Source organism: Pseudomonas sp. FW305-70 (assembly GCF_058783925.1).
The window spans coordinates 1-26,401 of sequence record NZ_JBYSYZ010000023.1 but is presented as its reverse complement, the minus strand read 5'-3'; the positions used below and the strand labels follow the sequence as shown (position 1 = coordinate 26,401).

Below are 26,401 nucleotides of genomic sequence, written 5' to 3'. Positions count from 1 at the left end.
AAGCACCATGAGCATTTCCCTTCGCGACCAGTTGCTCAAAGCAGGGCTGGTCAACCAGAAGCAGGCCAAGCAGGTCAGCAAAGACAAGCAGAAACAACAGCGACTGGCCCACAAAGGCCAGATCGAGCTGGATGACTCCCAGCAGCGCGCGGCGCAGGAAGCCATGGCCGAGAAGGTCAAGCGCGATCAGGAGCTCAACCGCCAGCAGCAGGAGAAAGCCGAGGCCAAGGCCCGTGCCGCGCAGGTCAAGCAACTGATCGAAGTCTCGCGCCTGCCGAAACTGACGACCGAGGATTACTACAATTTCGTCGACGACAAGAAGGTCAAGCGCATCTGCGTCAACACCCTGATGCGCAACAAGCTCAGCAGCGGATCGTTGGCCATCGTGCATCACGCTGGCGGCTACGAAGTGATTCCGCGCGAGGCGGCGCTGAAGATTCAAGAGCGCGATCCGCAGCGCATCGTGCAGCTCAATGTGCAGACTGAAGAGGTCATCGCCGAGGACGATCCGTACGCGGCCTATAAGATCCCGGATGACCTGATGTGGTAACAGCTTCAATGTTCTAGCGGGCTTACATGTTTGCTAGTACTTTGCATGATTTATACATTGAGCCCGAAAGATTGTATCGATACGATCTTTCGGGTTTTCTTTTGCCAGGAAATAATGTCTTTTTATAAGGGTGTTTGTGTCTTGAGAAAGAAGATGGAATGAACTTTAGTATCCAAGGATGGAATAAATGTTTGTCAGTATCGCTTCGTTACGCCAATCCACTTTCAAGTCGCAGCTTTCACAGGCGCGACCGCTTGGGCAATCCATTCACGATTATCTGGACGATGAACTTGTCGCTCGTGCCGAGCTTGTACGTCGAAAAATCAAGATCGCTGCAAAAGCTGCTCGCGAGGATCATGGCGAGACCGCTTGTGTTTTCTTTACCCTGCCTGAGTTCTTCTGGAACATTCCCTGGCGCGAGGTCCGCAATGAAGATGAGCTCCATGAGCTGAACTCTGCCTATCTGGAGAAAGTGCCAGCGTGCATAGCTTTATTGATGACCGAACTGCCAGTGGAACGCTATGGCAAGATTGTATTGCTGGCGGGAAGCTGTGCGACACTCATCAAGGTTGGAGAAGGTGAGTCGAGTTATTACGATGTTATTAATTACTTGCTGGCGATCACCAATAAAGAATATGAAGGCGATATTCCTTTGATGTCGATGTGGCCAAAGCGCCATGTATCAGGTATCGATTTTGGCAAGCACCTGGCTTCGCTAGGAGACTTTTGGCTATTCAAGATTTCCGAGGAAATCGAGATCAGGGTGAAGAAGCTCGGCAGCGTGTGGGCTGAACACAGTTATTTCGGGGGTTATGAAGGGAAGTTCATCAATAGCCTCGTCAATGGCTGCCCTTTTGCAATCAACTTGTGCCTGGATTACTACAGTCTCAAAGAAGGTGAGCGCGACGTTCAGGTTGAGCTGACCGAGGCGAAAATCGATTTCCTGATCGCCTGCGGCATGAGTTTCGACTATGCCAAGCGTCATCCGTCTTCGCTGCAGTTTTCGATCCGCAATGACGGAATGGGCGATGGCGAGGTCGAGGTGGTCAGGCTTCAAGCGGGCTGGATTGTTGAAAGTGTCCCTTCGGTGCCAATCGAAGATGACCTGCATTTGACACTGATCGAGGTTGTCTGATGTGGATGCAGCCTGCCCGGCAGAAAAGGGCAGGCGGCACGGTGGTGGAGTCTGTTTTCAACCGGTAGCGAACTCGCGTTTACGCTCGAGCATTTCCAGTTCGGCCCTGTAGTTTTGCGCGTCGGCCTCGGAATGGAACATGCCGACCAGCAGGTCTTGTTGGTGCACGTCCCAGATCCGGATGCCGGCGGCTACACCCTCGTGGGATTTATGTGAATCGTCGCGTTCAGTTACTTTGACAGTCATCTGCTAGCTCCAATCTCTGTTATCTGCAGCAAGGCGTGTGCAGGCTTCTGTTATAGATTTTGGTAGCTTGCTAAGTAAATAACCGACTTTGGTAATGGTTCTTTGCAAAAACGGAAACAGTCCTGCAGCCCGCTAACCACGCGACATTCGGTCGCAGGTCATTGAGTTTCATGACAAAGGTTTCATGTTTGCGACGATGAAACTGCAGGCTGAATGCAAAACCTGTGGGAGCGGGCTTGCTCGCGAAAGCGATTTAACATTCAACATGGATGTCGGCTGACACACCGCTTTCGCGAGCAAGCCCGCTCCCACAAGGATGTGGTGTGCCCTGTTTTCAGACGAAAAAAAAACGCCCCGAACCAGTCGGGGCGTTTTCATGTACGGCTCAGCAGCGGGAAATTACTTGCCTTCCCAGCGCTTCAGTACCAGCGTGGCATTGGTGCCACCGAAACCGAAGCTGTTGCTCATCACGGTGTTGATGGTAGCGTTTTCGCGGGTCTTGGTCAGCACCGGCAGGTCGGCCACTTCAGGGTCCAGTTCGTCGATGTTGGCGGAACCGGCAATGAAGTTGCCTTCCATCATCAGCATGCAGTAGATCGCTTCGTGAACGCCGGCGGCGCCCAGGGAGTGACCCGACAGGCTCTTGGTGGAGCTGATGGCCGGAGCCTTGTCGCCGAACACTTCACGCACGCCTTTCATTTCCGCGACGTCGCCGACCGGAGTCGAGGTGCCGTGGGTGTTCAGGTAGTCGATCGGGGTATCGACGGTGGACAGCGCCTGCTGCATGCAGCGGATCGCGCCTTCGCCACTTGGGGCAACCATGTCGTAGCCGTCGGAGGTCGCGCCGTAGCCGACGATTTCCGCGTAGATCTTCGCGCCGCGGGCCAGAGCGTGTTCCAGCTCTTCGACCACGACCATGCCGCCACCGCCGGCGATGACGAAACCGTCACGGTCGGCGTCGTAGGCACGGGAGGCCTGTTCCGGAGTGTCGTTGCGCTTGCTGGACAGGGCGCCCATGGCGTCGAACAGGAACGACTGGCTCCAGTGCTCTTCTTCACCGCCACCGGCGAAGACGATGTCCTGCTTGCCCATCTGGATCTGTTCCATGGCGGTACCGATGCAGTGAGCACTGGTGGCGCAGGCAGAAGCGATGGAGTAGTTCAGGCCCTTGATCTTGAACGGAGTGGCCAGGCAAGCGGAGACGGTGCTGCTCATGGTCCGCGTGACGCGGTATGGGCCGACGCGCTTGACGCCTTTCTCGCGCAGGATGTCCAGCGCTTCCATCTGGTTCAGGGTCGATGCGCCACCGGAGCCGGCGATCAGGCCGGTACGCGGGTTGGACACCTGCTCTTCGGTCAGGCCCGAGTCGGTGATGGCGTCTTTCATGGCCAGGTAGGCATAAGCTGCCGCATGGCCGACGAAGCGATAGATCTTGCGATCGATCAGTTCTTCAAGGTTGAGGTCAATGGAGCCGGAAACCTGGCTACGCAGACCCATTTCGGCATATTCCGGGTTGAACCGGATGCCAGGGCGGCTTGCACGCAGGTTAGCGGAGACGGTCTCTTTGTCATTGCCCAGGCAAGAAACGATGCCCAGACCAGTGATAACGACGCGGCGCATGCGGATAACCCTTAGAAGTTGTCAGTGGAGGTGAACACGCCGACCCGGAGGCCTTCGGCGGTGTAGATTTCGCGACCGTCGACAGTGACCGAACCGTCGGCGATGGCCAGGTTCAGCTTGCCCTTGAGGACGCGCTTGATATGAATGTTATAGGTGACTTTCTTGGCGGTCGGCAGGACCTGGCCGAAGAATTTCACTTCGCCCGAACCCAGCGCACGGCCACGGCCCGGCAGGCCTTGCCAGCCCAGGAAGAAACCGACCAGTTGCCACATGGCGTCGAGGCCCAGGCAGCCCGGCATCACCGGATCGCCTTCGAAGTGGCAGGCGAAGAACCACAGGTCCGGATTGATATCCAGCTCGGCGACCAATTCACCCTTGCCGTACTTGCCACCTTCTTCGCTGATCAGGGTGATGCGATCAACCATCAGCATGTTCGGGGCGGGCAGTTGCGCATTACCTGGGCCGAACAGCTCACCGCGACTGCAGCGCAGCAGGTCTTCCCGGGTAAAGGCGTTTTGTTTGGTCATGCGAGCTCCTCAATAGTCCCATGCGGCAGGTGGGGCAAATCTTCCCGGCCGATCGAAGCGTTCATGCCTCGAACCGGCAGCCTACTCATAGACTATTGCGTTGTGGTGAAAGTCACAGCACCAAGGACATGAATGTACACTTGTGCACTGAAATTATTATTCAAGCCCCTTTTCGGGCCTGTCGAGGTGCCTAAGACTGCCGCACTTTCGCCTTTCACGCCAGTCACAGATGGTCGAAAGGCCTGTACTACTGCACCCACCGTTGCAGAATTTGTTGCAGATCAGTCCGTTTGAATGGCTTGGCCAGGTAATCGTTCATCCCAGCCGACAGACAGGCCTCGCGATCGCCCTGCAAGGCATTGGCGGTCAGGGCGATGATCGGCAGGTCGGTGCACCCGGGTAACTGGCGGATTTGCCGGGTGGCTTCATAGCCATCGATGATCGGCAAGCGGCAGTCCATCAGGATCGCTTCGAAAATCAGGCTCTCGGCACTGCGTACCGCCTGCGCGCCGTCGGCGGCGACACTGACCTTGAAGCCCAGGCTGCGCAACATGGCTTCGATGACCGTCTGGTTGACCGGGTTGTCTTCGACCAGCAGCACATTGCGCCCTTCGCCGTCGCTGTTGCCGGTTTGCGCGCGGGGGAGCAACAGTGGCTGCGTCTGCTGGTGCAGGGCCAGGGGAATTTCCAGGGTGAACACCGAGCCGCGGCCTTCCTCGCTCTGCGCGCGCAAGGTGCCGCCCATGCGCTCGGCGAGGGTGCGGGCAATCGGCAGGCCCAGTCCGGTGCCGCCGTAGCGCCTTGAAATGGAGCTGTCGGCCTGCTGGAAAGCGTTGAACATCAATTCCAGGCTTTCGGCCGGGATGCCGATGCCGCTGTCGCGCACGGTGCAGGTGAACCACAGCAGTTCGTGATCCAGCGACTGCCATTGCGCCTCCAGGGTGACGCGGCCCTGCTCGGTGAACTTCAGCGCGTTACCGACCAGGTTGACCAGTATCTGCCGGATACGCGTCGGGTCGCCCTTGACCTGCAAGCCGCGCATGTCGTCGGGGATCATCAGTTGCAGGTCGAGACCGCGTTGCGCGGCGCTGTGCTGGAACGACTGGGCGCAACTGCCTATCAGGTCGGCGAGGTTGAAGGGGATGTGCTCCAGTTCCAGCTCCGAACGTTCGATACGCGAGAAATCCAGGATGTCGTTGATGACCTTGAGCAAGTGCTCGGTGGACTCCGAGGCCAGCGCCGCGTACTCCACCTGCTCTTCGGTCATGTCGGTGGTTTCCAGCAACTGCAGCATGCCCAGTACGCCATTCATCGGCGTGCGCAGTTCATGGCTCATCATGGCGAGGAAGTCGGATTTGGCGTTGTTGGCTTTTTCCGCCTCTTCGCGGGTCTGGATCAACTGCGCCATGGCCTGATGCTGTTCGCGGCTGGCCTGTTCGAGACCGCTGGCGAGGTTGTTGATGTGTTGCGACAGTGCCCCCAGCTCGGTGTCATCGACAATCGGCAGCGGTGTTTTGTAATCGCCGGCCTGGATCGCCTTGACGGCATTGCCGATATCACGGATCGGTTGCGACAGGCTGCTCGCCAGGCGTCGGGCCACGAGGAAGGTAAACAGCAGGGCAAACAGCGCCAGAATGGCAGCCTTGAGCACGATTTCCTGCTGGCGCCGGCTGAAGGCATCGTTGGACAGCCCGACGATCACCCGGCCGAGGTAGTCCTCGGTGGGGGCGGCAGTGGCGGTTTTGCTGCTCTGGAAAAAGTCATTGTGCAAAGCGATTCGCTGGAGCCGTATGGGTGCCTGGAACACTTCGAGCTGTTGCGCGCGATTGTGGTGTTCGTTCGGTTGTTCGACGTATACCAGAACCCGGTTGGCGCTGTCCTGGACTTCCAGAAAGCTCACGTTGGGCGTGGCCAGCGTCGCCTTGAGCAAGGTTTCAAGCACTTCGCTGTTGCCCGAAATCACCCCGTACTCGGCGGCGGGGGCCAGTTGGTTGGCAATCAACTGGCCGGTGTGGGAGATTTCCTGACGCAGATCCTGGATACGCACGAAGGTGAAGAAGCTGATCAGCAGCAAGGTCAGCAGCAGGGCAGGGCCGAGGCTGATGAGTTGGGTGCGGGTGTTGATGTCCCAGCGACGGCGCAGGCTCATGGACGGCGTTCTCCTTCAGCCAGCAATGTGGCGACAGACGCTTCGTTTATCTCTTCGATACCCAGGGAGCGCGCCACCTGGGGATTGCTCGCGACCTTGAATCGATGGGGATAGTGCGAGCGCGGCCAGGTGGCCGGTGGCCGGTCGAGCAATTCGTCGAGGACCGCCAGCCAGTCACTCTGGTCGCTGTAGGTGCTGGCCAGGCTCCCGGCCTTGACGAAACTCGCGTTGGGGCCGATCAGTGCCATTTGCCGCGAGTAGCTGCTCAGCAGCAGGTTCTTTGCGGTTTGCGGGTTGTACAGGTCGGCGTCGTCCAGTCCCAGCAACACGTCGCTGTTCTTGAGCAAGGTCTGTAACGGGCGGCTGTCGTGAATGTTGTTCCAGCGTTGGGTGACCACCTCAAGGCCCAGGGGGAGGGCGGCCTGACGCAGTTCATCCAAGAGGAATTCACTGTGGTTGTCGTAGAGCACGCCGATGCGTTTGGCTTGGGGCAACAGGGTGCGGGTCAGGCGTAACTGGCGGTCCGGCGGTGGATCGCTCCACAGCAGGCAAAGGCGCGCCGGCAGCGAGCTGTTCAAGCGCTGCCGGGCTTGCAGGCGGTTGATGCGCAGCACCAGTGTCGCCGGGCCCTGGTCGTCCTGCAGGCGCCAGTCGAGGCTGGGCAGGTCGAGGAGAATCAAGCGGATATTTTCCGGCAGTTGTTCCGGTACCGGCAAACTGGCCAGCGCCTGGAATCGCACGTTGTCGTTCGGTCGCAACTCGCTCAGGGCCCGGGTAAACGCCCGCACACCGGGGCTGTCTTCGGCCCCCGTGAGCAAAATCTCGGCCGCATTGCTCGCCTGGCTGCCCAGCATGCCGGTGAACAACAGGCAAAGCATCGCCAGTAACCGGCCCAAGGTCGGTGTTCTCCAGGCCGGGCGATACGGCATCTTAAAGTTCCAGCTCAGCACTGAAGTACATCACATGGCGCTGGTCATAATGGTTATCGATGAAGGTGGTCGGCTGATTGTCCAGGCGTTGCTGGAGCACCCCGGCCAGCTCCAGGCTGGCCTTGCCCAGGGCGATACGTTTGGCGATGCGCGCATCGACCCGTTCGAAGCGGTAGCCGTTGAGGGCGTCGTCGCCATAATAGAAAAGCGCACTGTTCCAGCCCTGGCCCCAATCGCGCAGCCATCCGGCCGAACCACTGTTGCTTGCAGTCTGCCTGGCATCCAGCGGATTGCTGGCGTCGGCATCGACGTAGGCAAAGGTCAGTCGCAGCCGATCGAAGCTGCCGACACGCCAGTCGAGCTGGGTTTCGGCTCCCGAAAAACGCTCCTTGTTGGCGTTGCTGGCGATGTACTGATTGTTGCGCAGCGGTTCACTGATCATGCCGGTGATTTCGTCGTGGAACAGCTTCACGTCGAGTGCCAGCCCCGCTTCGGGGAAGTAGCCGTTGTAGCCCAGCTCCCGGGAGCGCATGTGCTCTTGATCGAGGTCGCCGGGGCCACGGGTCTTGACGAAGTAACGGGCGCTGGACTGGCCAAAGGCACCAGGCCTGAGGTTGGTGACCTGATAACTCCAGTTGACGTTGTTCTCGAACATGTCCGGCGAACGGATGGCCTCGGAGTACACCGCACGCAAGCCGTGGCGCGGGTTGATCAGGTAGTTGACCGCCACGCGGGGTGTCAGTGAGCTGCCGATCAATCGGGCATCTTCGAACATGGTACCGCCTTGCAGCAGCCAGTGTTCGCTGGCACGCCACTCGATCTGGCCAAACACCCGCCAGGTCTTGTCATCGAGTGTGCCGTTGAAATAAGTCTCGGAATCCGCCCGGTCGTAACGATAGTTCATCCCGCTGACCAGCCGCAGGTTATCGGCAAGGCTCAGGGTGTCCTGCAGTTCAAGGTCGTAGCGCGTTTCCCGGGTGCTCTGGTCGATGTCACCGCAAACGGTCTGGTTCGCACCGTTGCGCCATTGATCGAGTACCTGGTTGGCCAGCGCCTGCTCGGCGGGTGTGCCAGCCGGGGCACCACGGCCGGTGAAGCGTGTGATGTTGCGGGCAAGGCGTTCGGTGTAGTTCGGGTTCAGTTGCCAGAGCTCGGTCAATTGCGGGCTGAACGAGATTTCTGCGTCGCAGGCGCGCCAGGTTTGCTGGCGATCCCAGTGTTGGGCCGAGCCCTGGATATAAAGGCTGTGATCGGGATTGATGTCCAGGTTCCAGCGCAATGACCCGGCGTAGTCCTTGGCGGTGACGTCGGAGTCGTTGCCGGCGCGGGTAATTCCCGGAAACACCGGCCGGTAGGTATAGGGCCGCTGGTTGGTGCCGTCCTTGGCATTCAATTGCCAATCAAGGCTTTGCCGTTCGTCGAGGCTCTGGCTGACGGCGAGGTTGAAGCGATCGAGGCGACGACTGTCATGGTAATCAGCGCCGGTTCGGTCGGTGTCGAAGCCGTCGTCTTGCTGGCCGGACAGGGACAGGCGCATGTCACCATCCTCCCAGCCCAGGCCCTGGCTGGCGTAAAAGTCGTTGATGCCGCGTTGGCCCCGGGTGACCTTCATGCGCGTACCGTGACTGTCGGCCGGCCGCCGGGTAATGATGTTCACCACCGCCATCAGGGCATTGGCGCCGTAGCTGACGGTATTGGGCCCGCGAAAGACTTCGATGCGCTCGATGTCTTCCATGGCCACCGGAATGTCGCTCCAGTCGACGGTGGCCAGGCCGGCGCGATACACCGAGCGCCCGTCGATCAGCACTTGCATGCGTCGCGCTTGCGTCGCATTGGTGCCGTGGTAGTTCACCGACGCCTGGTTGCCGCTGATGTTGCCGACCATCATCCCCGGCACCAGGCGCAGCAGTTCGCTGATGTCGCGGGCACCGCTGGCGTGGATCAGGGCGCTGTCGATCACCGTCATGCTGCCCGGCACGGCAGCGGGCGACTGCTTCAGGCGCGTGGCCGTGAGCACTTGCGGCAGCGGTTCGCTGTCCAGAAACAGGTCGTCGGCCAGCACCGGCGAGCTGAAAATCAGCGCCAGTACCAGAGGCGAACGCGGTGAAGGAGCACCCGGAGACACAACACATCCCTGTCAGTGATTGATGGCGCGCATGTTAACCGAGCCGAATGACTTTTCCATTCACGATGTCTGCATTTTCCTCGGTTTTATTGGTCTTCTTCCTGCGGGTGCAGGTATTTGATGTCGGGGCTGGCCGCCGATGGGCTGCCCCGTATAATGCCGACATCGCCACTGGTATGGATTAACGGATTGCATATGACTGAACAGCGCCCGATTGCGGTCCTGGGAGGCGGAAGTTTTGGAACCGCCGTGGCTAATCTGCTGGCCGAGAACGGGCATCAGGTCCTTCAGTGGATGCGTGACCCCGAACAGGCCGAGGCCATTCGGGTCAATCGCGAAAACCCGCGTTACCTCAAAGGCATCAAGATTCTGCCCGGTGTTACCCCGGTCACCGACTTGCAAGCCACTCTGGACGCCTGCGAGCTGTGTTTCGTCGCACTGCCCTCCAGCGCGCTGCGCTCGGTGCTGGTGCCGCACGCCGAACGCTTGACCGGCAAAATGCTGGTGAGCCTGACCAAAGGCATCGAAGCCCACACATTCAAGTTGATGAGCGAGATCCTCGAAGAGATCGCCCCGCAGGCACGCATCGGTGTCCTGTCCGGCCCCAACCTGGCCCGCGAAATTGCCGAACATGCGCTGACGGCCACGGTGGTCGCCAGTGAAGACGAAGAACTGTGCCAGCAGGTTCAGGCCGCGCTGCACGGCCGCACTTTTCGTGTCTATGCCAGCGCCGACCGTTTCGGCGTGGAACTGGGCGGGGCGTTGAAAAACGTCTACGCGATCATCGCCGGCATGGCGGTGGCGCTGGGCATGGGGGAAAACACCAAGAGCATGCTGATCACCCGGGCACTGGCGGAAATGACCCGCTTCGCGGTGAATCAGGGCGCCAACCCGATGACCTTCCTGGGCCTGGCCGGTGTGGGCGACTTGATCGTGACCTGTTCTTCGCCAAAGAGCCGCAACTATCAGGTCGGCTTCGCCCTCGGCCAGGGCCTGAGCCTGGACGAGGCCGTCACGCGCCTGGGCGAAGTCGCCGAAGGGGTCAACACCCTTAAGGTACTCAAGGCCAAGGCCCAGGAGGTTGGTGTGTACATGCCGCTGGTCGCCGGGCTGCACGCAATCCTGTTCGAAGGCCGCACGCTGGAGCAGGTCATCGGTCTGTTAATGCGTGGCGAGCCGAAAACCGACGTCGACTTTATTTCCACCAGTGGTTTCAATTAATCACGCTTGCCAGAAAAGCAGGGAGTTGCGCATGAACGATCCAAAAGTAGAAGCCAAGTATGAATCCATCCTGCTGCGCGTGTTGTGGATGATCGTCTTCGTGCTGGTGTGGCAAGTCGCGCAGTTCATCCTCGGCGCCGTCGTGCTGGTGCAGTTGATCTATCGTTTGTTCTATGGCGCCCCGAGCGCCAGCCTGATGAACTTCGGCGACAGCCTGAGCCAGTTTCTGGCGCAGATCGGTCGTTTCGGCAGCTTTCACAGCGACCAGAAGCCTTGGCCGTTCGCCGACTGGCCGACGCCGCGTACACTGGAAGGTGAGGCGCCGCATGTCGTGGCACCGGCACCGCATCCGGCCCGAGATGAGGAACCCAAGCTATGAAACTCTGGGTATTGCGTCATGGTGAAGCTGTACCGCACGGCTCCCGGCCCCACGATTCGGAGCGGGAGTTGACGGACCACGGTCGTAAGGAGGTGTTGAGCAGCGCCGCGCGCTTGATGGGCCAGCCGCTGACGGCGATCTATGCCAGCCCCTATCTGCGCGCGCAGCAGACGGCACAATTGGTGCGCGAGGCGTTGGGTTTCGAGCCCGAGATCCGCACCGTGGATTGGCTGACCCCGGAAACCGACCCGGATAAAGTCGCCGAGCAACTTGTTTCCGTGAGCAACGTCCTTTTGGTCAGCCACAACCCGCTGGTGGGGAACTTGCTGAGCTACCTGCAACACGGCGCCGGATATCCGCCGGAAAAGGTCAGCACCGCGGGATTGGCCGAGCTCAAGGCAGATGAATTGCTGGTCGGGTCGATGACGCTCGACAGCATCAAGCATCCTTAGCGCCGCTTTTCTGTGGGAGCGTGGCTTGCCCGCGAAGGCATCGACTCGGCTATGCCTGATAAACCGCGGAGCCTGCATCGCGGGCAAGTCACGCTCCCACAGGTACGTCATAACCCGAAAAGTTTTGTATGAAATAGTCAACCAAGCACTTGCTTGGTTGACTACGCTTGCTCCAGAACAAAAACACAGGAGCGAGTCATGTCTGCTGCTTTTCGTTTGCCGCTGGACGTTTTCTACGAGCGTGAGGCCCGTCATCCCCGTCAGCGCTTTCTGGTCCAGCCTGTCGGCGGCGGCCAGGTCGAGACCCTGACCTGGGCCGATGTCGGTCATCAGGCACGCTGTGCCGCCCACTGGCTGCGAGCACGGGAACTGCCACAGGGCAGCCATATCGCCCTGATCTCGAAGAATTGTGCGCACTGGATCATTGCCGACCTGGCGATCTGGATGGCCGGGCATGTTTCGGTGCCGTTGTACCCCAACCTCACCGCCGAGTCGGTTGCCCAGGTGCTCGAACACTCGGAGGCGGCGCTGGCGTTCATCGGCAAGCTCGATGATTGGCCAGGCATGTCCCGTGGCGTCAGCCCCGACCTGCCGACCATCAGCCTGCCCCTGCATCCGCCAGGTGCGTTCGATTTCAGTTGGGCCGACCTGCAAGGCAGTTCGCCAATCCAGGACGATCCGAAACCTGCCGCCGATCAACTGGCGACCATCATTTACACCTCCGGCACCACGGGCATGCCAAAAGGCGTGATGCACAGCTTCGGCACTCTGGGGTTCGCCACCACACGCGGCACTGCGTTGTTTGGCCTCAACGAGTCGGACCGGTTGTTGTCCTACTTGCCGCTGTGCCACGTTGCCGAACGGATGTTCGTCGAACTTGCGTCCATTTATACCGGCCAAACGGTATTTTTCGCCGAGAGCCTCGATACCTTCCTCACCGACCTGCAGCGTGCACGTCCGACCGCACTGTTTGGCGTGCCGCGTATCTGGACCAAATTCCAGATGGGCGTGTACAGCAAGATCCCGGCAAAACGTCTCGACTTCCTGCTTGGCCTGCCGATCATCGGCAAACGGGTCGGGCATAAAGTCCTCGTCGGGCTGGGTCTGGATGCGTTGCGCATCGCGTTGTCCGGCGCGGCTCCGGTGCCGCAGACCTTGTTGCAGTGGTACCGCAAACTGGGACTGGACGTGCTGGAGGTCTACGGCATGACCGAGAGTTGCGGTTACTCCCACATCGGCATGCCAGGCCAGAACAAACCGGGCTGGATCGGCAAGCCGTGCCCGGAAGTTGAAGTGCGGATCGCCGAGACGGGGGAGGTCATGGTACGCAGTGGCGCGACCATGCTCGGCTATTTCAAGGAACCGGAAAAAACCGCCGACACCATTAGCGAGGATGGCTTCCTGCGCACCGGCGACAAGGGCGAGCAAGACGCCGAAGGCAATCTGCGCCTGACCGGGCGCCTGAAGGAAATCTTCAAGACCAGCAAAGGCAAATACGTGGCGCCAGCACCGATTGAAAACCGCCTGGCCGTGCATTCGCGTATCGAACAGGTGTGCGTGGTGGGTGATGGCTTGAGTGCACCGTTGGGGTTGTGCGTGTTGTCGGCGGTCGGCCAACAGGATGCCGGCGGGGCCGCACGCGCCGGTTTGCATTCGAGCCTGGAAAAGCTGCTGGAAGAGGTCAACGGCGCGCTCGACAAGCATGAACAGCTGCGGCGCCTGGTGGTGGTCAAGGACAGTTGGGCCGTGGAAAACGGTTTTCTCACCCCGACGCTGAAGATCAAGCGCAATGTGATCGAGGCGGCGTACGGTGAGCGTTTTGAAGAATGGAGCGAGCGCAGCGAAGCGGTGCTGTGGCAGGATTGATCCACCAACAAAACCAGCAAGGAACCCCTGCGATGAGTCTGTGGCGCACCACCCCGAACATCGAGCAGTTGAACGCGATCCAGAAAAATACCATCGGCGAAGTGCTGGACATCCGTTTCGAGGCTTTTGACGATGAGTCCCTGACCGCCAGCATGGTCGTCGATCACCGTACCCATCAGCCTTACGGCTTGCTGCATGGCGGCGCGTCGGTGGTGCTGGCCGAATCGGTCGGCTCGATGGCCAGCTACCTGTGCATCGATGCCAGCAAGTTCTATTGCGTGGGCCTGGAAATCAACGCCAACCATTTGCGCGGCCTGCGCAGCGGGCGGGTGACGGCGGTGGCCAAGCCGATCCACATCGGCCGCACGACCCATGTCTGGGACATTCGGCTGACCAGCGATGAGGGCAAGGCCAGCTGTGTGTCGCGGTTGACCATGGCGGTGGTGCCGCTGGGTGAGAATCCGCCGTTACGTTGACGGTTTGAAATCAAAAGATCGCAGCCTGCGGCAGCTCCTGCCACCATTCCTGGTAGTTATGGTCATTGCTGTAGGACACGGTCTTACGGACAATCAACGTCTGTTTTCGCTCATGGATTTGCAGGTATGTCGCAACAGATCTTTTTCGCCCACGCCAATGGTTTTCCTTCGGGGACCTACGGCAAGTTGTTTGCGGCGCTGGCACCCGAGTTTCAGGTGACGCATCTGGAGCAGCACGCCCACGACCCGCGTTACCCGGCGGACGACAACTGGTACAACCTGGTGGATGAGCTGATCCATCACCTGCAACAACAGGCTGAACCCGTGTGGGGCGTCGGTCACTCCTTCGGCGGGGTGTTGCACCTGCATGCGGCCTTGCGCTGCCCTGAGCTGTATCGCGGGGTGGTGATGCTCGACTCGCCAGTGCTGACCCGAGCCGATCAATGGGTCATACGTGCGGCCAAACGCTTCGGTTTCATCGACCGTCTGACGCCGGCCGGCCGTACCCTGGGTCGCCGTGAAGAGTTCACCGACCTGGAAAGTGCCCGGAAATACTTTGCCGGTAAAACCCTGTTTCGCGGTTTCGACCCCGAATGCTTCGATGCCTACCTGCAACATGGCTTGCACCAGGTCGGCGACAAGCTGCGCCTGCGGTTCGACCCGGCCACGGAAATCAGCATCTATCGCGGCGTGCCGCACACCAGCCCGGGCAGCACCCGCAAGTTGCAAGTGCCACTGGCGGTGGTTCGCGGGCACAACAGCCGCGTGGTGATGCGCCATCACGCCAGTTCGGTCGACCGCCTGCCGTTGGGCGAGTCGTTGACCATGCCCGGCGGCCACATGTTTCCGCTCGAGCGTCCCCTTGATACCGCGCAAATGCTCAAAGGCCTGTTCCATCGCTGGGGCGGTCGTCAACAACAGGATTGTGCATGAGCCACGCCGTCGAAGAAGTCCGCCTGAACCTGCCGCACATCGAACTGGCAGCGCACCTGTTCGGTCCTGAAGACGGTTTGCCGGTCATTGCCCTGCATGGCTGGCTGGACAACGCCAACAGCTTTGCCCGACTGGCCCCCAAACTCAAAGGCCTGCGCATCATCGCGCTGGACATGGCCGGTCACGGTCATTCCGGGCATCGCCCGCCAGGAGCCGGTTACGCCATGTGGGACTATGCCCACGATGTGCTGCAAGTCGCCGAACAGCTTGGACTGAAGAAGTTTGCGCTGATGGGGCATTCGATGGGCGCCATCGCTTCGCTGATCATCGCCGGGTCGATGCCCGAGCGGGTCACCCACCTGGCGTTGATCGACGGCATCATTCCTCCTACAGACAAAGGTGAAAACGCTGCCGAGCGCATGGGCATGGCCCTGCAGGCGCAACTGGATCTGCGAGAGAAACGCAAACCGGTCTACGACACCCTCGACCGTGCCATCGAAGCGCGCATGAAGGGCCTGGTGGCGGTCAGCCGCGAGGCCGCGGAACTGCTGGCGCAGCGTGGTCTGATGCCGGTATCGGGTGGTTATACCTGGCGCACCGACAATCGCCTCACGCTGCCATCGCCGCTGCGCCTGACCACCGAGCAGGCCATGGCCTTCGTCCAGCGGGTCACATGTCCTGCAACGCTGGTGGTCGCTGCCGACGGCATGCTCGCCAAACACCCCGAGTTGCTGGAGCGTCTACCCTTTAGCCGGGAACAACTGCCAGGCGGCCACCATTTGCACCTGAATGACGAGTCCGGTGCCGATCTTGTCGCAGACTGTTTCAATCGGTTTTTCGCCATTCCTTGACTTGCGCCGGGCAACTGTCGAGGCTTGGCGGGTTGAAAAGGGAGACAACCATGATAGATCTCTACACCGCTGCGACCCCGAATGGCCACAAGGTCTCTATCGTGCTCGAGGAACTCGGCCTGCCCTACAGGGTGCATGCCTTGAGTTTCGACAAGAAGGAGCAGAAGTCTGCGGACTTCCTCAAGATCAACCCCAATGGCCGGATTCCGGCGATTGTCGACCGCGCCAACGGCGATTTCGCCGTGTTCGAGTCCGGCGCCATCCTGATTTACCTCGCAGAACAGACCGGCAAACTGATGCCGAGCGACCCGAAGGGACGTTCGCTGGTGTTGCAGTGGCTGATGTTCCAGATGGGTGGCATCGGCCCGATGCAGGGCCAGGCGAATGTGTTCTTCCGCTACTTTCCGGAAAAACTCCAGGGCGCCATCGACCGCTATCAGCATGAAACCCGTCGCCTCTACGAAGTGCTCGACACGCGTTTGCAACGCGTGGAGTTCCTCGCCGGCGAATACAGCATTGCCGACATCGCCACCTTTCCCTGGGTGCGCGGTTACGAGTGGTCGGGCGTCTCGGTGGAGGGCTTGACGGCGTTGCAACGCTGGATGACCACCCTGGAGGTCCGGCCGGCGGTGCAACGTGGTCTGCAGGTACCGCAACGCGCCGATGAAGCCAGTGTCATCAAGGGCGCCCAGGCCATGCTGATCCGATGAGTCTATCCATGCGTTCATTCAGTTTGCTGGTGCTGTGCAGTTTCAGTCCCTTGTTGTTCGCCGCCGATGTTCCGGGCAGTCAGGACCTGCCAATAGTGCCGCGCATGGTCGACGCCCAGATTGTCGACTATCGCCCTGCCGCCGAACTGGAGCGGATCTACCCCTTGGGCTCGATCCGCAAGATCAGTGGCCAGTTACGTTTCGACGGTCAGGTCAGTGCCCGCGGCAACGTCACTTCGGTGACCTACGAGTTGCCAGCGGAGCATTCATCCATCGAGGCGTTCACCGCGGCCCGCGAGGCTTTGCAAAAACAGGACGCCGGGTTGCTCTTTTGGTGCCAGGCGCGCGATTGCGGCGAAAGCAGCCTCTGGGCCAATGAAGTCTTTGGCAACGCCAAGCTGTACGGTGCCGACGATCAACAAGCCTATTTGCTGCTGCGACTTGCCGCGCCACGGGATAACACGCTCGTCGCGCTGTACAGCATCACCCGCGGTAATCGCAAAGCCTACCTGCATGTCGAGCAGTTCGACGCTTCGGCACCGCTGGGCGAGTTGTTTCCGACGTCCGCGACCTTGCTGCGTGAGCTCAAGAGCACCGGCGAACTGGATTTTTCCACGTTGAACAGTGCACCAGACGAGACCTGGCTGCGCCTGATTTCCCGCGGACTGAATCTGGACACCACCTTGCGGGTCAGTATTTCCGGAGCGAACGCCGAAGCCTGGCGTCAGGCCCTGATTGCCCAGGGCGTGCGTGCCGCGCGGATGGAAGCCGGCAGTGCCGAGGGCTCTGGCCTGCACATCGAGCTATTGCGGTAGGCTGTACCGGGCGAGCGTGCATACTGCGTTCGTCTACTCTTTTGCTGACTGATATTTTCGGGATTTTCGATGATCAATAACGATCGCCTGTTGGTGCAGATCCTGCTCGTGGTGCTGTTCGGCGCGAGCTTCTGGGTGATGGCACCGTTCTGGTCGGCGATGTTCTGGGCCGCAGTCCTGGCATTTGCCAGTTGGCCGCTGATGCGCTTGCTGACCCGTTGGCTCAATGGCCGCGAGTCTCTGGCGGCGGCATTGCTGACACTGGGCTGGATGTTGCTGGTCGCGGCACCGCTGGTGTGGCTGGGTTTCAACCTTGCCGATCATGTGCGTGATGCCACCGCATTCATCAAGGATGCGCAGGTCGAGGGGTTACCCGAAGCACCGGTCTGGCTGGGTTCGATTCCCTTGGTGGGCGAGCGGTTGGTCGGGATCTGGAACAGCATCGATGAGCAGGGCGCGGCGATGATGGTGGCGCTCAAGCCTTATCTGGGGCAGGTGGGTAACTGGTTGCTGGCGCGCAGCGCGCAGATCGGCGGCGGTATTCTCGAACTGACCCTGAGCATGGTCTTCGTGTTCTTTTTCTATCGTGACGGACCGCGCCTGGCGGCGTTTGTGCACACATTGCTGGAACGGCTGATCGGTGAACGGGCCGGCTACTACATTGAACTGGTGGCAGGCACGGTGCAGCGGGTGGTGAACGGTGTAATTGGCACAGCGGCGGCCCAAGCGATCCTGGCGCTGATCGGGTTCCTGATTGCTGGCGTACCGGGTGCGCTGGTACTCGGCATTGTCACCTTCATGCTCAGCCTGATCCCGATGGGGCCGCCGCTGGTGTGGATTCCGGCGACCGCGTGGCTGGCCTGGAAAGGCGAGTACGGGATGGCCATATTCCTCGGCATCTGGGGCACATTCGTCATCAGCGGTGTCGACAACGTGCTCAAGCCGTACCTGATCAGCCGTGGCGGTAACCTGCCGCTGGTCATTGTGCTGCTTGGGGTGTTTGGCGGGTTGATTGCCTTTGGCTTTATCGGCCTGTTTATCGGCCCGACATTACTGGCGGTGGCCTATAGCCTGTTGATCGACTGGAGCAAGACTCAGGCACGGGCTGAGGATCGCCTGCCCTGAAGGTCCAGGATCCGTAGCCCACTGAGCCGCTGAGGGGCAGTGGGCTTTTTGTTGCGGTACAGGGCCTCATCGCGAGCAGGCTCGCTCCCACAAAGGGGCTGTGTGGCTTACAAATACGTGGTAGACGGATAACTGCACTCAGACCGCCACCCGGGGGTTCTTCCAGTGTCAACTGCCTGCCCTATGGCCTCGGGGGCTAGTCTTGCCTGAGCCATTTCGACGATTTACCGATCATCGGGTCCCGCAGTGGCGCTGGTTCCGCTACAATGCGCGCCGATTTCGACTTGCCTGAGAGCCCACTCATGTCCGCCTGCCAGACTCCTATCATCGTCGCCCTGGATTTCCCTACCCGTGACGCCGCACTGAAGCTGGCCGATCAGTTGGACCCGAAGCTGTGCCGGGTCAAAGTCGGTAAGGAACTCTTCACCAGCTGTGCTTCGGAAATCGTCGGCACCCTGCGCGACAAGGGTTTCGAAGTGTTCCTGGACCTCAAGTTCCACGACATCCCGAACACCACCGCGATGGCCGTCAAGGCCGCTGCGGAAATGGGCGTGTGGATGGTCAACGTGCATTGCTCCGGCGGCCTGCGCATGATGGCCGCGTGCCGTGAGGTGCTGGATCAGCGCAGCGGTCCCAAACCACTGCTGATCGGCGTAACCGTGTTGACCAGCATGGAGCGTGAAGATCTGGCAGGTATCGGTCTGGACATCGAGCCGCAAGAGCAGGTTCTGCGCCTGGCCGCCCTGGCGGAAAAAGCCGGGATGGACGGCCTGGTGTGCTCGGCCCTGGAAGCCCAGGCGCTGAAATCGGCACATCCGTCGCTGCAACTGGTGACCCCGGGGATTCGTCCGGCGGGCAGTGCCCAGGACGATCAGCGTCGCATCCTGACGCCACGTCAGGCACTGGATGCCGGTTCCGACTATCTGGTGATCGGCCGTCCGATCAGCCAGGCGGCTGATCCGGCGAAGGCGTTGGCCTCGGTCGTGGCTGAACTGGCTTAACCCGACACCGAAAATCAAAATGTGGGAGCGGGCTTGCTCGCGAATGCGGTGGATCAGTCAATAAATATGTCGGCTGACACACCGTATTCGCGAGCAAGCCCGCTCCCACAGTGGTTTTGGGGTTAGTTCAAATATCGGGTCAAACCTTCAGCACCAGCTTCCCGAAATTCTCGCCGTTGAACAATTTCATCAGCGTCTCCGGGAAAGTCTCCAGTCCTTCGACGATGTCTTCCTTGCTCTTGAGTTGCCCCTTGGCCATCCAGCCGGCCATTTCCTGGGCGGCGCTGGCGTATTGGGCGGCGTAGTCCATCACCACAAAACCTTCCATGCGCGCGCGGTTGACCAGCAGCGACAGGTAATTGGCCGGTCCCTTGACCGCTTCCTTGTTGTTGTACTGGCTGATGGCACCGCAAATCACCACCCGCGCCTTCATGTTCAGGCGGCTCAACACCGCATCGAGAATGTCGCCCCCCACATTATCGAAATACACGTCGACACCTTTCGGGCACTCGCGCTTGAGGCCGGCGAGGACGTCTTCGCTCTTATAGTCGATAGCACCGTCGAAACCCAGTTCATCGATCAGGAACTTGCACTTGTCCGCGCCGCCGGCGATGCCAACCACCCGGCAGCCTTTGATCTTGGCGATCTGCCCGGCAATGCTGCCCACAGCGCCGGCCGCACCCGAGAGCACCACGGTGTCACCGGCCTTCGGCGCGCCGACGTCGAGCAGGGCGAAGTAGGCCGTCATCCCGGTCATGCCCAGTGCTGACAGGTAACGTGGCAGCGGTGCCAGTTTCGGATCGACCTTGTAGAAACCTCGCGGCTCGCCGAGGAAAAAATCCTGCACCCCGAGGGCGCCGTTAACGTAGTCCCCGACCGCGAAGCCCGGATTGTTCGACGCGATGACTTTGCCCACGCCCAAGGCGCGCATGACTTCGCCGAGCCCGACCGGCGGGATGTAGGACTTGCCCTCGTTCATCCAGCCGCGCATGGCCGGATCCAGGGACAGGTATTGGTTTTCGACCAGGATCTGGCCCTCCGCCGGCTCACCGACCGGTACTTGCTGGTAGGTGAATGTCTCGCGGGTCGCCGCGCCAACCGGACGTTTGGCGAGCAGGAATTGGCGATTGGTCTGGGAGGTCATGACAGGCACTCAAGATGAATGAAGCTTTGTTGATAGCCGGTCAGCGCCGATGCCGCAAGTTTGGCTGATGCGGCGAATGCAGGTTGATCCAGTGCAGTGATAGTTGGTACGGCAGTTCCATCACTGCAACTCATGGGCGCCCAACCGGAGTCCTGATAGTGCTGCCGCGTTCAGCACCTCCATGGCTAGACTGGCCCTGCGCGATACCCCGCTTAATTCTCTTCGAGGACATAACAATGAGCATGACGTTTTCCGGCCAGGTGGTTGTGGTGACAGGCGGGGCGGCCGGTATTGGCCGCGCGACCGCCCAGGCATTTGCCGCCGAGGGCCTTAAGGTCGTAGTGGCCGATATGGACACGGCGGGCGGCGAGGGCACGGTGGCGCTGATTCGTACGGCCGGTGGCGAGGCGACCTTCGTGCGCTGCAACGTTACCCTGGAAAACGATGTGAAAAATCTGATGGAGGAGGTGATCAATACTTACGGTCGCCTTGACTATGCCTTCAACAATGCCGGCATCGAAATCGAAAAAGGCAAGCTGGCCGACGGTTCGCTTGACGAGTTCGACGCAATCATGGGCGTTAACGTCAAAGGCGTCTGGCTGTGCATGAAATACCAGTTGCCGTTGCTGCTGGCGCAAGGGGGGGGCGCGATCGTCAATACGGCATCGGTGGCGGGCCTCGGGGCAGCGCCGAAAATGAGCATCTACGCCGCCTCCAAGCATGCGGTGATCGGCCTGACCAAGTCGGCGGCCATTGAGTACGCCAAGAAAAAGATCCGGGTCAACGCCGTGTGCCCGGCGGTGATCGACACCGACATGTTCCGTCGCGCTTATGAAACCGACCCGAAAAAAGCCGAGTTCGCCAATGCCATGCATCCGGTCGGTCGCATCGGCAAGGTCGAAGAAATCGCCAGCGCGGTGCTGTATCTGTGCAGCGATGGCGCGGCCTTCACCACAGGGCACTCATTGGCCGTGGACGGTGGCGTGACAGCGTTCTGAAACTGCACTCCACAATGCAGAAAACACGGAACCTGTGGGAGCGGGCTTGCTCGCGAATGCGGTGGATCAATCAATAAATATGTCGACTGACACGCCCTCTTCGCGAGCAAGCCCGCTCCCACAGTTTTTTTGGTTCCTCGAAGGGGCCGGGCAATGTGTTTCAAATAATTAGATCGAATGGTTTTGGCGGCGTTGTCGCACATGCCTTCGAATCCTCCTGTGATTAACTGCTTCCCGCAAAATCAACAGGAGTTTGCTTGCTCATGGAGTTGAGAATCGACCGACAGGCGCTGGTGCCCGTCGTACAGCAAATTGTTGACGCGCTGACCTGCTGGCTCCATTCCAGCGGGGTATCGCCCGGTACACGCCTGCCTTCGGTGCGACAGATCGCGCGGATCAATTTGCTCAGTCAGTCAAGCGTCACTCAGGCCTGTGAACGCCTGGTGACGCAGGGGATGCTGGCGGCAGGTCATGGGGCCGGCTATACGGTTGCCGACCCGGCATTGGTCGCGTACGCAAGTCACGAGCCCGCGTGGTTTGAGGGGGCCGAACCCGAGTACGGGCCGTGGTCGGGTGAGTTGAAGCTGGGCTGTGGCGGGCTGCCTGAAAGCTGGCGCGAGACCGACGATCTGATTTACGCAATCCGGCAAGTCAGTCGTACCGATACGGCCAGTCTGTTCAACTACAGCACCCCGCTGGGTTTGCCAGCCTTGCGGCAACAGATACTCAAGCGCCTCAGGCAGCTGGACATCCAGGTGCAGGACAACCGGATCATGACCACGGCGGGTGCCAGTCAGGGACTCGACCTGATTGTGCGGGCACTGTTCAAGGCCGGTGATTGTGTGGTTGTGGAGAGCCCCGGTTATCCGCTGCTGTTCGATCTGCTCAGGCTGCACGGCATCCACATGGTCGAGGTGCCGCGAACACCGCGCGGGCCGGACGTGGACGTGCTCGAATCGGTGCTGGCCAAGCACCGGCCTCAAGGGCTGCTCATCAATAGCTTCTTTCACAACCCGACCGGCAGCAGCCTTTCGCTCGGGGTGGCGCGTCGTGTGCTGCAACTGGCCAGGGCCTTTGGCGTGCAGGTGATCGAGGACGACGTCTATGCGGATTTGCGCAGCGGTTGCGGTACGCGACTGGCTGCGCTGGACGACAGCGTGGTCTACGTTGGCAGCTATTCAAAGACCCTCAGCAGTTCCTTGCGGGTCGGTTTCGTGGTGGCCGATTGCACAGTCATTACGCGTCTGGCCGAGGTCAAGATGATCTCTGGCATGGGCGCCTCGCGATTTTGCGAGGCGGTGCTGGCGTGCCTGTTGGCTAATGGTGCCTACGGCAAACTGGTGCAACGTCAGCGCCAACGCTTGAACAACGACCGGCTGGCGGTGTTGCAAATGCTCGAGGATGCCGAATGGGAAGTCTTCGGCAAGCCGGCGGGAGGCCTGTTTGTCTGGGCGCGATCACGAATGTCCGACTACGATCAGGTGCTGGCCCGGGCACGCCGTCTGGGTGTGGTGTTGTCATCGAAGAGCGCCTTCAACGCCTCGGGTGGGGTCAGTGACTGGCAGCGTATCAATGTGGCCTATGCTTGCGACCCGCGTGCCCGTGCGTTCTTTCAGGCCACTGCTCGGGATCGACCTCGAGCGTTCTGAAAGCGACGCTGGCGTAGCTTTTTGCCATTATTCCGGCGCCAGAGCCTTGTGTTGCCACTGGCCCGTTGCGAATCTGCGTCTACAGACTTTGGCAGGGGACTAAGTGCAATGAATTCGGCCGTGCAAGGACGTTTTGCCAACCTCGGTATGGCGAAAAAACTGGGTGTCGGGTTTGTCCTGGTGCTGTTATTGACTGCACTGGTGGCGGGCATTGGCGTGTGGTCCCTGCAAACCATCAGCCAGCGCTTCGACGGACTCAAGCAAATGTCATCGCTCAACAGCGGTTTGCTCAAGGTCCGGTTGCTGGAGCAGGAATACGCCTTGCACGGCAATCCGAAAACCGTCGATGCCCTGCACGAGGGCGTCGATGGCTTGATCGCACTGGCCGGCCAGCTCAAGGCCGCGTCGGCGGCCAATGTGCCAGTGATGAATGATGTCGAACAGTCACTGGGCGCTTATCGCAAGGCCTTCGACGAGTTTGTCTCGCTCACCCAGGCCAAGGACCTGGCGCTGGAAATGGCCAGTTGGTCGGTGTCCAGCGTGGCCAATAATCTTGATGTATTGCAATCGGGGCTTGCCGATGACGGCGCTTATACGCTGAAAGATTCCGAAGGCAAGGACGGCGCGCAATTCATCGAGCAGGCCGGTCAGGTCAGCCAGGTTTCACGCTTGATGCTGCAAGCCATGAATGAAGCGCGCGTGCGCCTGGATCAAAGCCGCAAAGGCGACGACAGCGCCGGGCAGGGCAAGATCGAACAGGCCAGCCAGGCATTGGCCCAGGCCGAGCAGCTCAAGACCGCGGTCAAGGACGAGGGTTACCAGACCGTCCTCAATGAGGTGACGGGTCATATCGCCGGTTTCAGTGACAAGCTCGCCGAGTACACCGGCCTGCTGGAACAGGAAAAAACCGTTTATCAACAGTTGCACCAACGCGCAGCCCAAGTGGTTGAGCGGGTGGATCAGGCTTATGTCGCTGAAGATCAGGCAATGCAGGCCGAACTGAAAAAGAACTCGATGCTGATCCTCGGCTCTTCCGCTCTGGCGTTGCTGGTCGGGCTGGTTGCTGCGTGGTTCATCACCCGGTTGATCGTGGCGCCGCTGCGCAGTGTGATCCAGGTGGCGCAGCAGATTGCTTCAGGGGATTTGAGTGCGACCATCGACGTGACCCGGCGTGACGAAATTGGCCAGTTGATGCAGGCCATGCAACAAATGGGCACCGGGCTCAGCCATATCGTCAGCGGCTTGCAGTCGGGTATCGAACAATTGGCCACTTCCGCCCAATCGCTGTCGGCAGTGACGGAACAGACCAATCTCGAAGTCAGCACGCAGAAAGAGGAAACCGAACAGGTCGCCACCGCGATGAATCAGATGACGGCCACGGTGCATGATGTCGCGCGCAACGCAGAGGAAGCAGCCCTGGCGGCGCAAACGGCTGACGGCAAGGTTGAAACTGGTCAGCAGGTGGTGCGCCAGAGCATGGCGCGGATCGAGCAATTGGCGGACTCGGCCAACTCGGCCAGCTCGAGCATTGAAAGCCTGAGTGCGGAAATCCAGAACATCGGCACGGTCTTGAGTGTGATCAAAAGCGTGGCAGAGCAGACCAACCTGCTGGCATTGAACGCGGCGATCGAGGCGGCCCGTGCGGGTGAGCAGGGCAGGGGCTTTGCGGTGGTGGCCGATGAAGTGCGTGCACTGGCCAGGCGAACCCAGCAATCGACCGAGGAAATCGAACGCCTGGTCAGCGCTTTGCGCTCGGCGGCGCAGTCGTCAGTGCAGCAGATCCAGAGCAGTGGCGAGTTGGTGAAGCTGGCGGTCAGCGATGCCTTGCAGACCGAGAGCGCACTGGGAAGTATTGCGGCGGCGGTATCGTTGATCCAGCAGATGAACCAGCAGATCGCCGCGGCAGCCGAGGAACAGAGCTCGGTGGCCGAAGAGATCAACCGCAGTGTCACCAGTATTCGCGCCAGTGCCGATCAATCATCGCTGGCGATGCAGGGCAATGCCGCCTCCAGTATCGAGTTGGCGCAACTGGGGGTTGAGCTGAAGGGGATGGTGGGGCATTTCAGGCTTTGAAATGATCATCGGCCAGGCCAAAAAAAGGATCATCACGCAATACCGGGAAACTGTAGGAGCAGCCGGTCGACGCTCGATTGCTGGCGATGGGCTCAAGTGCGCCACGTTTATCCAGTTTGCGCGTCATCGTTAAAGTCCATCGCGAGCAAGCTCGCTCCTACAGAAGAGCAAAAAAAAACCACCTTGCGGTGGCTTTTCTGTTTTCGCTGATCAGTCGTAGATCACTTTCTTTTTCCAGTCCGCGTCAGCTTCGACGTCTTTGAGGCCTTCGGTCAATTGGTTGACCTCGCCTTCGACCGGCGCAATGCGATCCATGACCTGGTCATTGGCGCGGGCCAGGAGTTTTTCCAGGTATTCCAGTTGCTCGGCGTAGACCTGTGGTTCCTGTTGCTTGCGCAGGTATTGCACGCCGCGCTCGAATGCCAGGCGAGCCTGCCCGGGCTGGTTCTGTTGCAGAGAGTGCTGGCCGAGGTTGTTGAAGAACTCGATGTGCAGCAGCACCAGGATGTGGCGCACTTCACGAATCCAGCGCTTGGCTTCGCTGGGGGGCAGGAAGCCGTCCTGTGCCGCGCGGGTGATTTGCCCGTGCAGGGCTTCTAGCAGAAAACGTACATCCTTGGCCTTGGCTTCGGTCTGGATCGGTGCCGGCGGATTGTTGACCGGGATCGATTCACCCTGGCCGACAAGGGCCTCCAGTTCGGCGATCCGTGCCTTGAGGTTGGCACTGGATTTTTCCAGGTTGAGCAGGCGCTGGCAGACATTGAGCTCCAGGCGGGTCAACAGCAGTTTGAGTGCCGGGGTCATCAACTGGCCGGGGAAAGTCTCGGTGATTTCGCCGCAGCGTCGCAGGCGATCGTTGAGCTCGATCTTGGTACGGGCCTTTTCCAGCTTGTTGTTTTCCACCACATGGTTCATGTAGCCAATGGCGATCAACAGGGCGATCCCGACTACAACTAGCAGGGTGATCATGAGTGGCGTCACCGGTAAGACCTCTTTTTAGGGTACGCATGCGAGTCTGGTGGCTTGGCATTTGAGCGCCTGGGCCCGCATGAAGGGTTGGATCGGACATGCCTGCGCTTATATCGGCCGCAGCCTTGCTTCTATGAATGGTGGCACGCGATATACAGATTGCCATCACTGGCGGACTATAACGTCTTGGCGGGTGCCAGAATATAGGCGTCAAACACCGGGCAGCGGAAAATCCGCAAAGGCGTCCAAAAGCAGGTCGAAGTCATTGATTTAAATAAATTTATATCAGGGGGTTGACGACCTCTCAATCCATCCATAGAATGCGCGCCACTTGCAGCGTAAAGCACACAGCGAAACGAAGCAGGGAGTGAATGTTGTACGTGTGTCCCCTTCGTCTAGTGGCCTAGGACACCGCCCTTTCACGGCGGTAACAGGGGTTCGAGTCCCCTAGGGGACGC

At 60.0% G+C, this 26,401-nt stretch carries 25 protein-coding genes, 1 tRNA gene and 1 pseudogene; 18 read left to right on the top strand and 9 right to left on the bottom strand.

Annotation, left to right across the window (positions count from 1 at the left end; all coding sequences use genetic code 11):
* Nucleotides 1-7: 7 nt before the first annotated feature.
* Together AC3WN7_RS17685 and AC3WN7_RS17680 are read left to right on the top strand one after the other, a co-directional pair.
* Nucleotides 8-550 (top strand): DUF2058 domain-containing protein, encoded by a 543-nt coding sequence (locus AC3WN7_RS17685; RefSeq protein WP_015096441.1) that lies wholly within the window; start codon nucleotides 8-10, stop codon nucleotides 548-550.
* Between the two features lie 187 nt (nucleotides 551-737).
* Nucleotides 738-1,685: a hypothetical protein gene (locus AC3WN7_RS17680; protein WP_102674702.1), complete on the top strand. Its 948-nt coding sequence runs from the start codon at nucleotides 738-740 to the stop codon at nucleotides 1,683-1,685.
* 57 nt (nucleotides 1,686-1,742) lie between these two features.
* Here AC3WN7_RS17680 and AC3WN7_RS17675 read toward each other — a convergent pair whose 3' ends face one another.
* From AC3WN7_RS17675 to AC3WN7_RS17650, 6 genes are all read right to left on the bottom strand, one after another.
* The gene (locus AC3WN7_RS17675) at nucleotides 1,743-1,931 is read right to left on the bottom strand and encodes a hypothetical protein (RefSeq protein WP_102674701.1); all 189 of its coding nucleotides are present in this window, start codon (nucleotides 1,929-1,931) and stop codon (nucleotides 1,743-1,745) included.
* Between the two features lie 399 nt (nucleotides 1,932-2,330).
* Nucleotides 2,331-3,551, bottom strand: a complete 1,221-nt coding sequence (fabB, locus tag AC3WN7_RS17670; RefSeq protein ID WP_015096439.1) for a beta-ketoacyl-ACP synthase I — start codon at nucleotides 3,549-3,551, stop codon at nucleotides 2,331-2,333.
* A gap of 11 nt (nucleotides 3,552-3,562) precedes the next feature.
* On the bottom strand, nucleotides 3,563-4,078 hold the full coding sequence (gene fabA, locus AC3WN7_RS17665) for a 3-hydroxyacyl-[acyl-carrier-protein] dehydratase FabA (protein WP_003227150.1): 516 nt from the start codon (nucleotides 4,076-4,078) through the stop codon (nucleotides 3,563-3,565).
* Nucleotides 4,079-4,325: 247 nt separating this feature from the next.
* Nucleotides 4,326-6,227 (bottom strand): ATP-binding protein, encoded by a 1,902-nt coding sequence (locus tag AC3WN7_RS17660; protein ID WP_102674700.1) that lies wholly within the window; start codon nucleotides 6,225-6,227, stop codon nucleotides 4,326-4,328.
* Nucleotides 6,224-7,156 (bottom strand): ABC transporter substrate-binding protein, encoded by a 933-nt coding sequence (locus AC3WN7_RS17655; RefSeq protein ID WP_102674699.1) that lies wholly within the window; start codon nucleotides 7,154-7,156, stop codon nucleotides 6,224-6,226. Before AC3WN7_RS17655 ends, AC3WN7_RS17660 begins: the two co-directional genes overlap by 4 nt.
* Before the next feature lies 1 nt (nucleotide 7,157).
* Nucleotides 7,158-9,281, bottom strand: a complete 2,124-nt coding sequence (locus AC3WN7_RS17650; RefSeq protein ID WP_102674698.1) for a TonB-dependent receptor plug domain-containing protein — start codon at nucleotides 9,279-9,281, stop codon at nucleotides 7,158-7,160.
* Nucleotides 9,282-9,476: 195 nt separating this feature from the next.
* Between AC3WN7_RS17650 and AC3WN7_RS17645 the strand changes: the two genes are divergently transcribed.
* The 11 genes from AC3WN7_RS17645 to pyrF all read left to right on the top strand — a co-directional run bounded on the left by AC3WN7_RS17645 (nucleotide 9,477) and on the right by pyrF (nucleotide 19,110).
* Nucleotides 9,477-10,502 (top strand): NAD(P)H-dependent glycerol-3-phosphate dehydrogenase, encoded by a 1,026-nt coding sequence (locus AC3WN7_RS17645; protein ID WP_095963707.1) that lies wholly within the window; start codon nucleotides 9,477-9,479, stop codon nucleotides 10,500-10,502.
* Nucleotides 10,503-10,533: 31 nt separating this feature from the next.
* Entirely contained in the window at nucleotides 10,534-10,881 is a 348-nt protein-coding gene (locus tag AC3WN7_RS17640; RefSeq protein WP_102674697.1) for a DUF4389 domain-containing protein, read from the top strand.
* Complete coding sequence (gene sixA, locus AC3WN7_RS17635) at nucleotides 10,878-11,333, top strand: phosphohistidine phosphatase SixA (protein ID WP_095963708.1); 456 nt, start codon at nucleotides 10,878-10,880, stop codon at nucleotides 11,331-11,333. The genes AC3WN7_RS17640 and sixA overlap by 4 nt, the downstream gene beginning before the upstream one ends.
* Before the next feature lie 198 nt (nucleotides 11,334-11,531).
* Nucleotides 11,532-13,199 carry an AMP-binding protein gene (locus tag AC3WN7_RS17630; RefSeq protein WP_102674695.1) on the top strand — a complete coding sequence of 556 codons (1,668 nt, stop codon included), beginning with the start codon at nucleotides 11,532-11,534 and terminating at the stop codon, nucleotides 13,197-13,199.
* A 32-nt stretch (nucleotides 13,200-13,231) separates the two neighbouring features.
* Nucleotides 13,232-13,675 (top strand): hotdog fold thioesterase, encoded by a 444-nt coding sequence (locus AC3WN7_RS17625; RefSeq protein ID WP_095963710.1) that lies wholly within the window; start codon nucleotides 13,232-13,234, stop codon nucleotides 13,673-13,675.
* 126 nt (nucleotides 13,676-13,801) lie between these two features.
* Nucleotides 13,802-14,608 carry an alpha/beta fold hydrolase gene (locus tag AC3WN7_RS17620; RefSeq protein WP_095963711.1) on the top strand — a complete coding sequence of 269 codons (807 nt, stop codon included), beginning with the start codon at nucleotides 13,802-13,804 and terminating at the stop codon, nucleotides 14,606-14,608.
* The gene (locus tag AC3WN7_RS17615; protein WP_095963712.1) at nucleotides 14,605-15,459 is read left to right on the top strand and encodes an alpha/beta hydrolase; all 855 of its coding nucleotides are present in this window, start codon (nucleotides 14,605-14,607) and stop codon (nucleotides 15,457-15,459) included. The genes AC3WN7_RS17620 and AC3WN7_RS17615 overlap by 4 nt, the downstream gene beginning before the upstream one ends.
* Nucleotides 15,460-15,509: 50 nt before the next feature.
* On the top strand, nucleotides 15,510-16,169 hold the full coding sequence (locus tag AC3WN7_RS17610; RefSeq protein ID WP_102674694.1) for a glutathione S-transferase family protein: 660 nt from the start codon (nucleotides 15,510-15,512) through the stop codon (nucleotides 16,167-16,169).
* A gap of 8 nt (nucleotides 16,170-16,177) precedes the next feature.
* The gene (locus AC3WN7_RS17605) at nucleotides 16,178-16,984 is read left to right on the top strand and encodes a DUF4892 domain-containing protein (protein ID WP_102674693.1); all 807 of its coding nucleotides are present in this window, start codon (nucleotides 16,178-16,180) and stop codon (nucleotides 16,982-16,984) included.
* A 69-nt stretch (nucleotides 16,985-17,053) separates the two neighbouring features.
* On the top strand, nucleotides 17,054-18,109 hold the full coding sequence (locus AC3WN7_RS17600; protein ID WP_015096426.1) for an AI-2E family transporter: 1,056 nt from the start codon (nucleotides 17,054-17,056) through the stop codon (nucleotides 18,107-18,109).
* A 302-nt stretch (nucleotides 18,110-18,411) separates the two neighbouring features.
* Nucleotides 18,412-19,110, top strand: coding sequence for an orotidine-5'-phosphate decarboxylase (gene pyrF, locus AC3WN7_RS17595; protein WP_007974578.1), 699 nt, complete (start codon nucleotides 18,412-18,414; stop codon nucleotides 19,108-19,110).
* A 139-nt stretch (nucleotides 19,111-19,249) separates the two neighbouring features.
* On the opposite strand, the gene AC3WN7_RS17590 is transcribed toward pyrF, so the two are convergent.
* Nucleotides 19,250-20,254 carry an NADP-dependent oxidoreductase gene (locus AC3WN7_RS17590; RefSeq protein ID WP_095963716.1) on the bottom strand — a complete coding sequence of 335 codons (1,005 nt, stop codon included), beginning with the start codon at nucleotides 20,252-20,254 and terminating at the stop codon, nucleotides 19,250-19,252.
* A gap of 236 nt (nucleotides 20,255-20,490) precedes the next feature.
* Here AC3WN7_RS17590 and AC3WN7_RS17585 point away from each other — a divergent pair, with 236 nt between their 5' ends.
* The 4 genes and pseudogenes from AC3WN7_RS17585 to AC3WN7_RS17570 all read left to right on the top strand — a co-directional run bounded on the left by AC3WN7_RS17585 (nucleotide 20,491) and on the right by AC3WN7_RS17570 (nucleotide 24,974).
* Nucleotides 20,491-21,252 carry an SDR family oxidoreductase gene (locus tag AC3WN7_RS17585; protein ID WP_095963717.1) on the top strand — a complete coding sequence of 254 codons (762 nt, stop codon included), beginning with the start codon at nucleotides 20,491-20,493 and terminating at the stop codon, nucleotides 21,250-21,252.
* A gap of 263 nt (nucleotides 21,253-21,515) precedes the next feature.
* Nucleotides 21,516-22,901, top strand: coding sequence for an aminotransferase-like domain-containing protein (locus AC3WN7_RS17580; protein ID WP_102674692.1), 1,386 nt, complete (start codon nucleotides 21,516-21,518; stop codon nucleotides 22,899-22,901).
* A 108-nt stretch (nucleotides 22,902-23,009) separates the two neighbouring features.
* Nucleotides 23,010-24,113 (top strand): annotated as a pseudogene (locus AC3WN7_RS17575) (HAMP domain-containing protein); the annotation flags it as partial.
* Nucleotides 24,093-24,974 (top strand): methyl-accepting chemotaxis protein, encoded by an 882-nt coding sequence (locus AC3WN7_RS17570; RefSeq protein WP_442963892.1) that lies wholly within the window; start codon nucleotides 24,093-24,095, stop codon nucleotides 24,972-24,974. The pseudogene AC3WN7_RS17575 and the gene AC3WN7_RS17570, both read left to right, overlap by 21 nt.
* Here the strand turns inward: AC3WN7_RS17570 and AC3WN7_RS17565 are convergent.
* Entirely contained in the window at nucleotides 24,964-25,101 is a 138-nt protein-coding gene (locus AC3WN7_RS17565) for a hypothetical protein (RefSeq protein WP_158247843.1), read from the bottom strand. The genes AC3WN7_RS17570 and AC3WN7_RS17565 overlap by 11 nt on opposite strands.
* Nucleotides 25,102-25,184: 83 nt before the next feature.
* Nucleotides 25,185-25,943, bottom strand: a complete 759-nt coding sequence (locus AC3WN7_RS17560; protein ID WP_172435660.1) for a hypothetical protein — start codon at nucleotides 25,941-25,943, stop codon at nucleotides 25,185-25,187.
* Nucleotides 25,944-26,327: 384 nt separating this feature from the next.
* On the opposite strand from AC3WN7_RS17560, the gene AC3WN7_RS17555 reads away from it, so the two are divergent.
* A tRNA-Glu gene (locus AC3WN7_RS17555) sits at nucleotides 26,328-26,400 on the top strand.
* The last annotated feature ends 1 nt before the right edge of the window (nucleotide 26,401 follow it).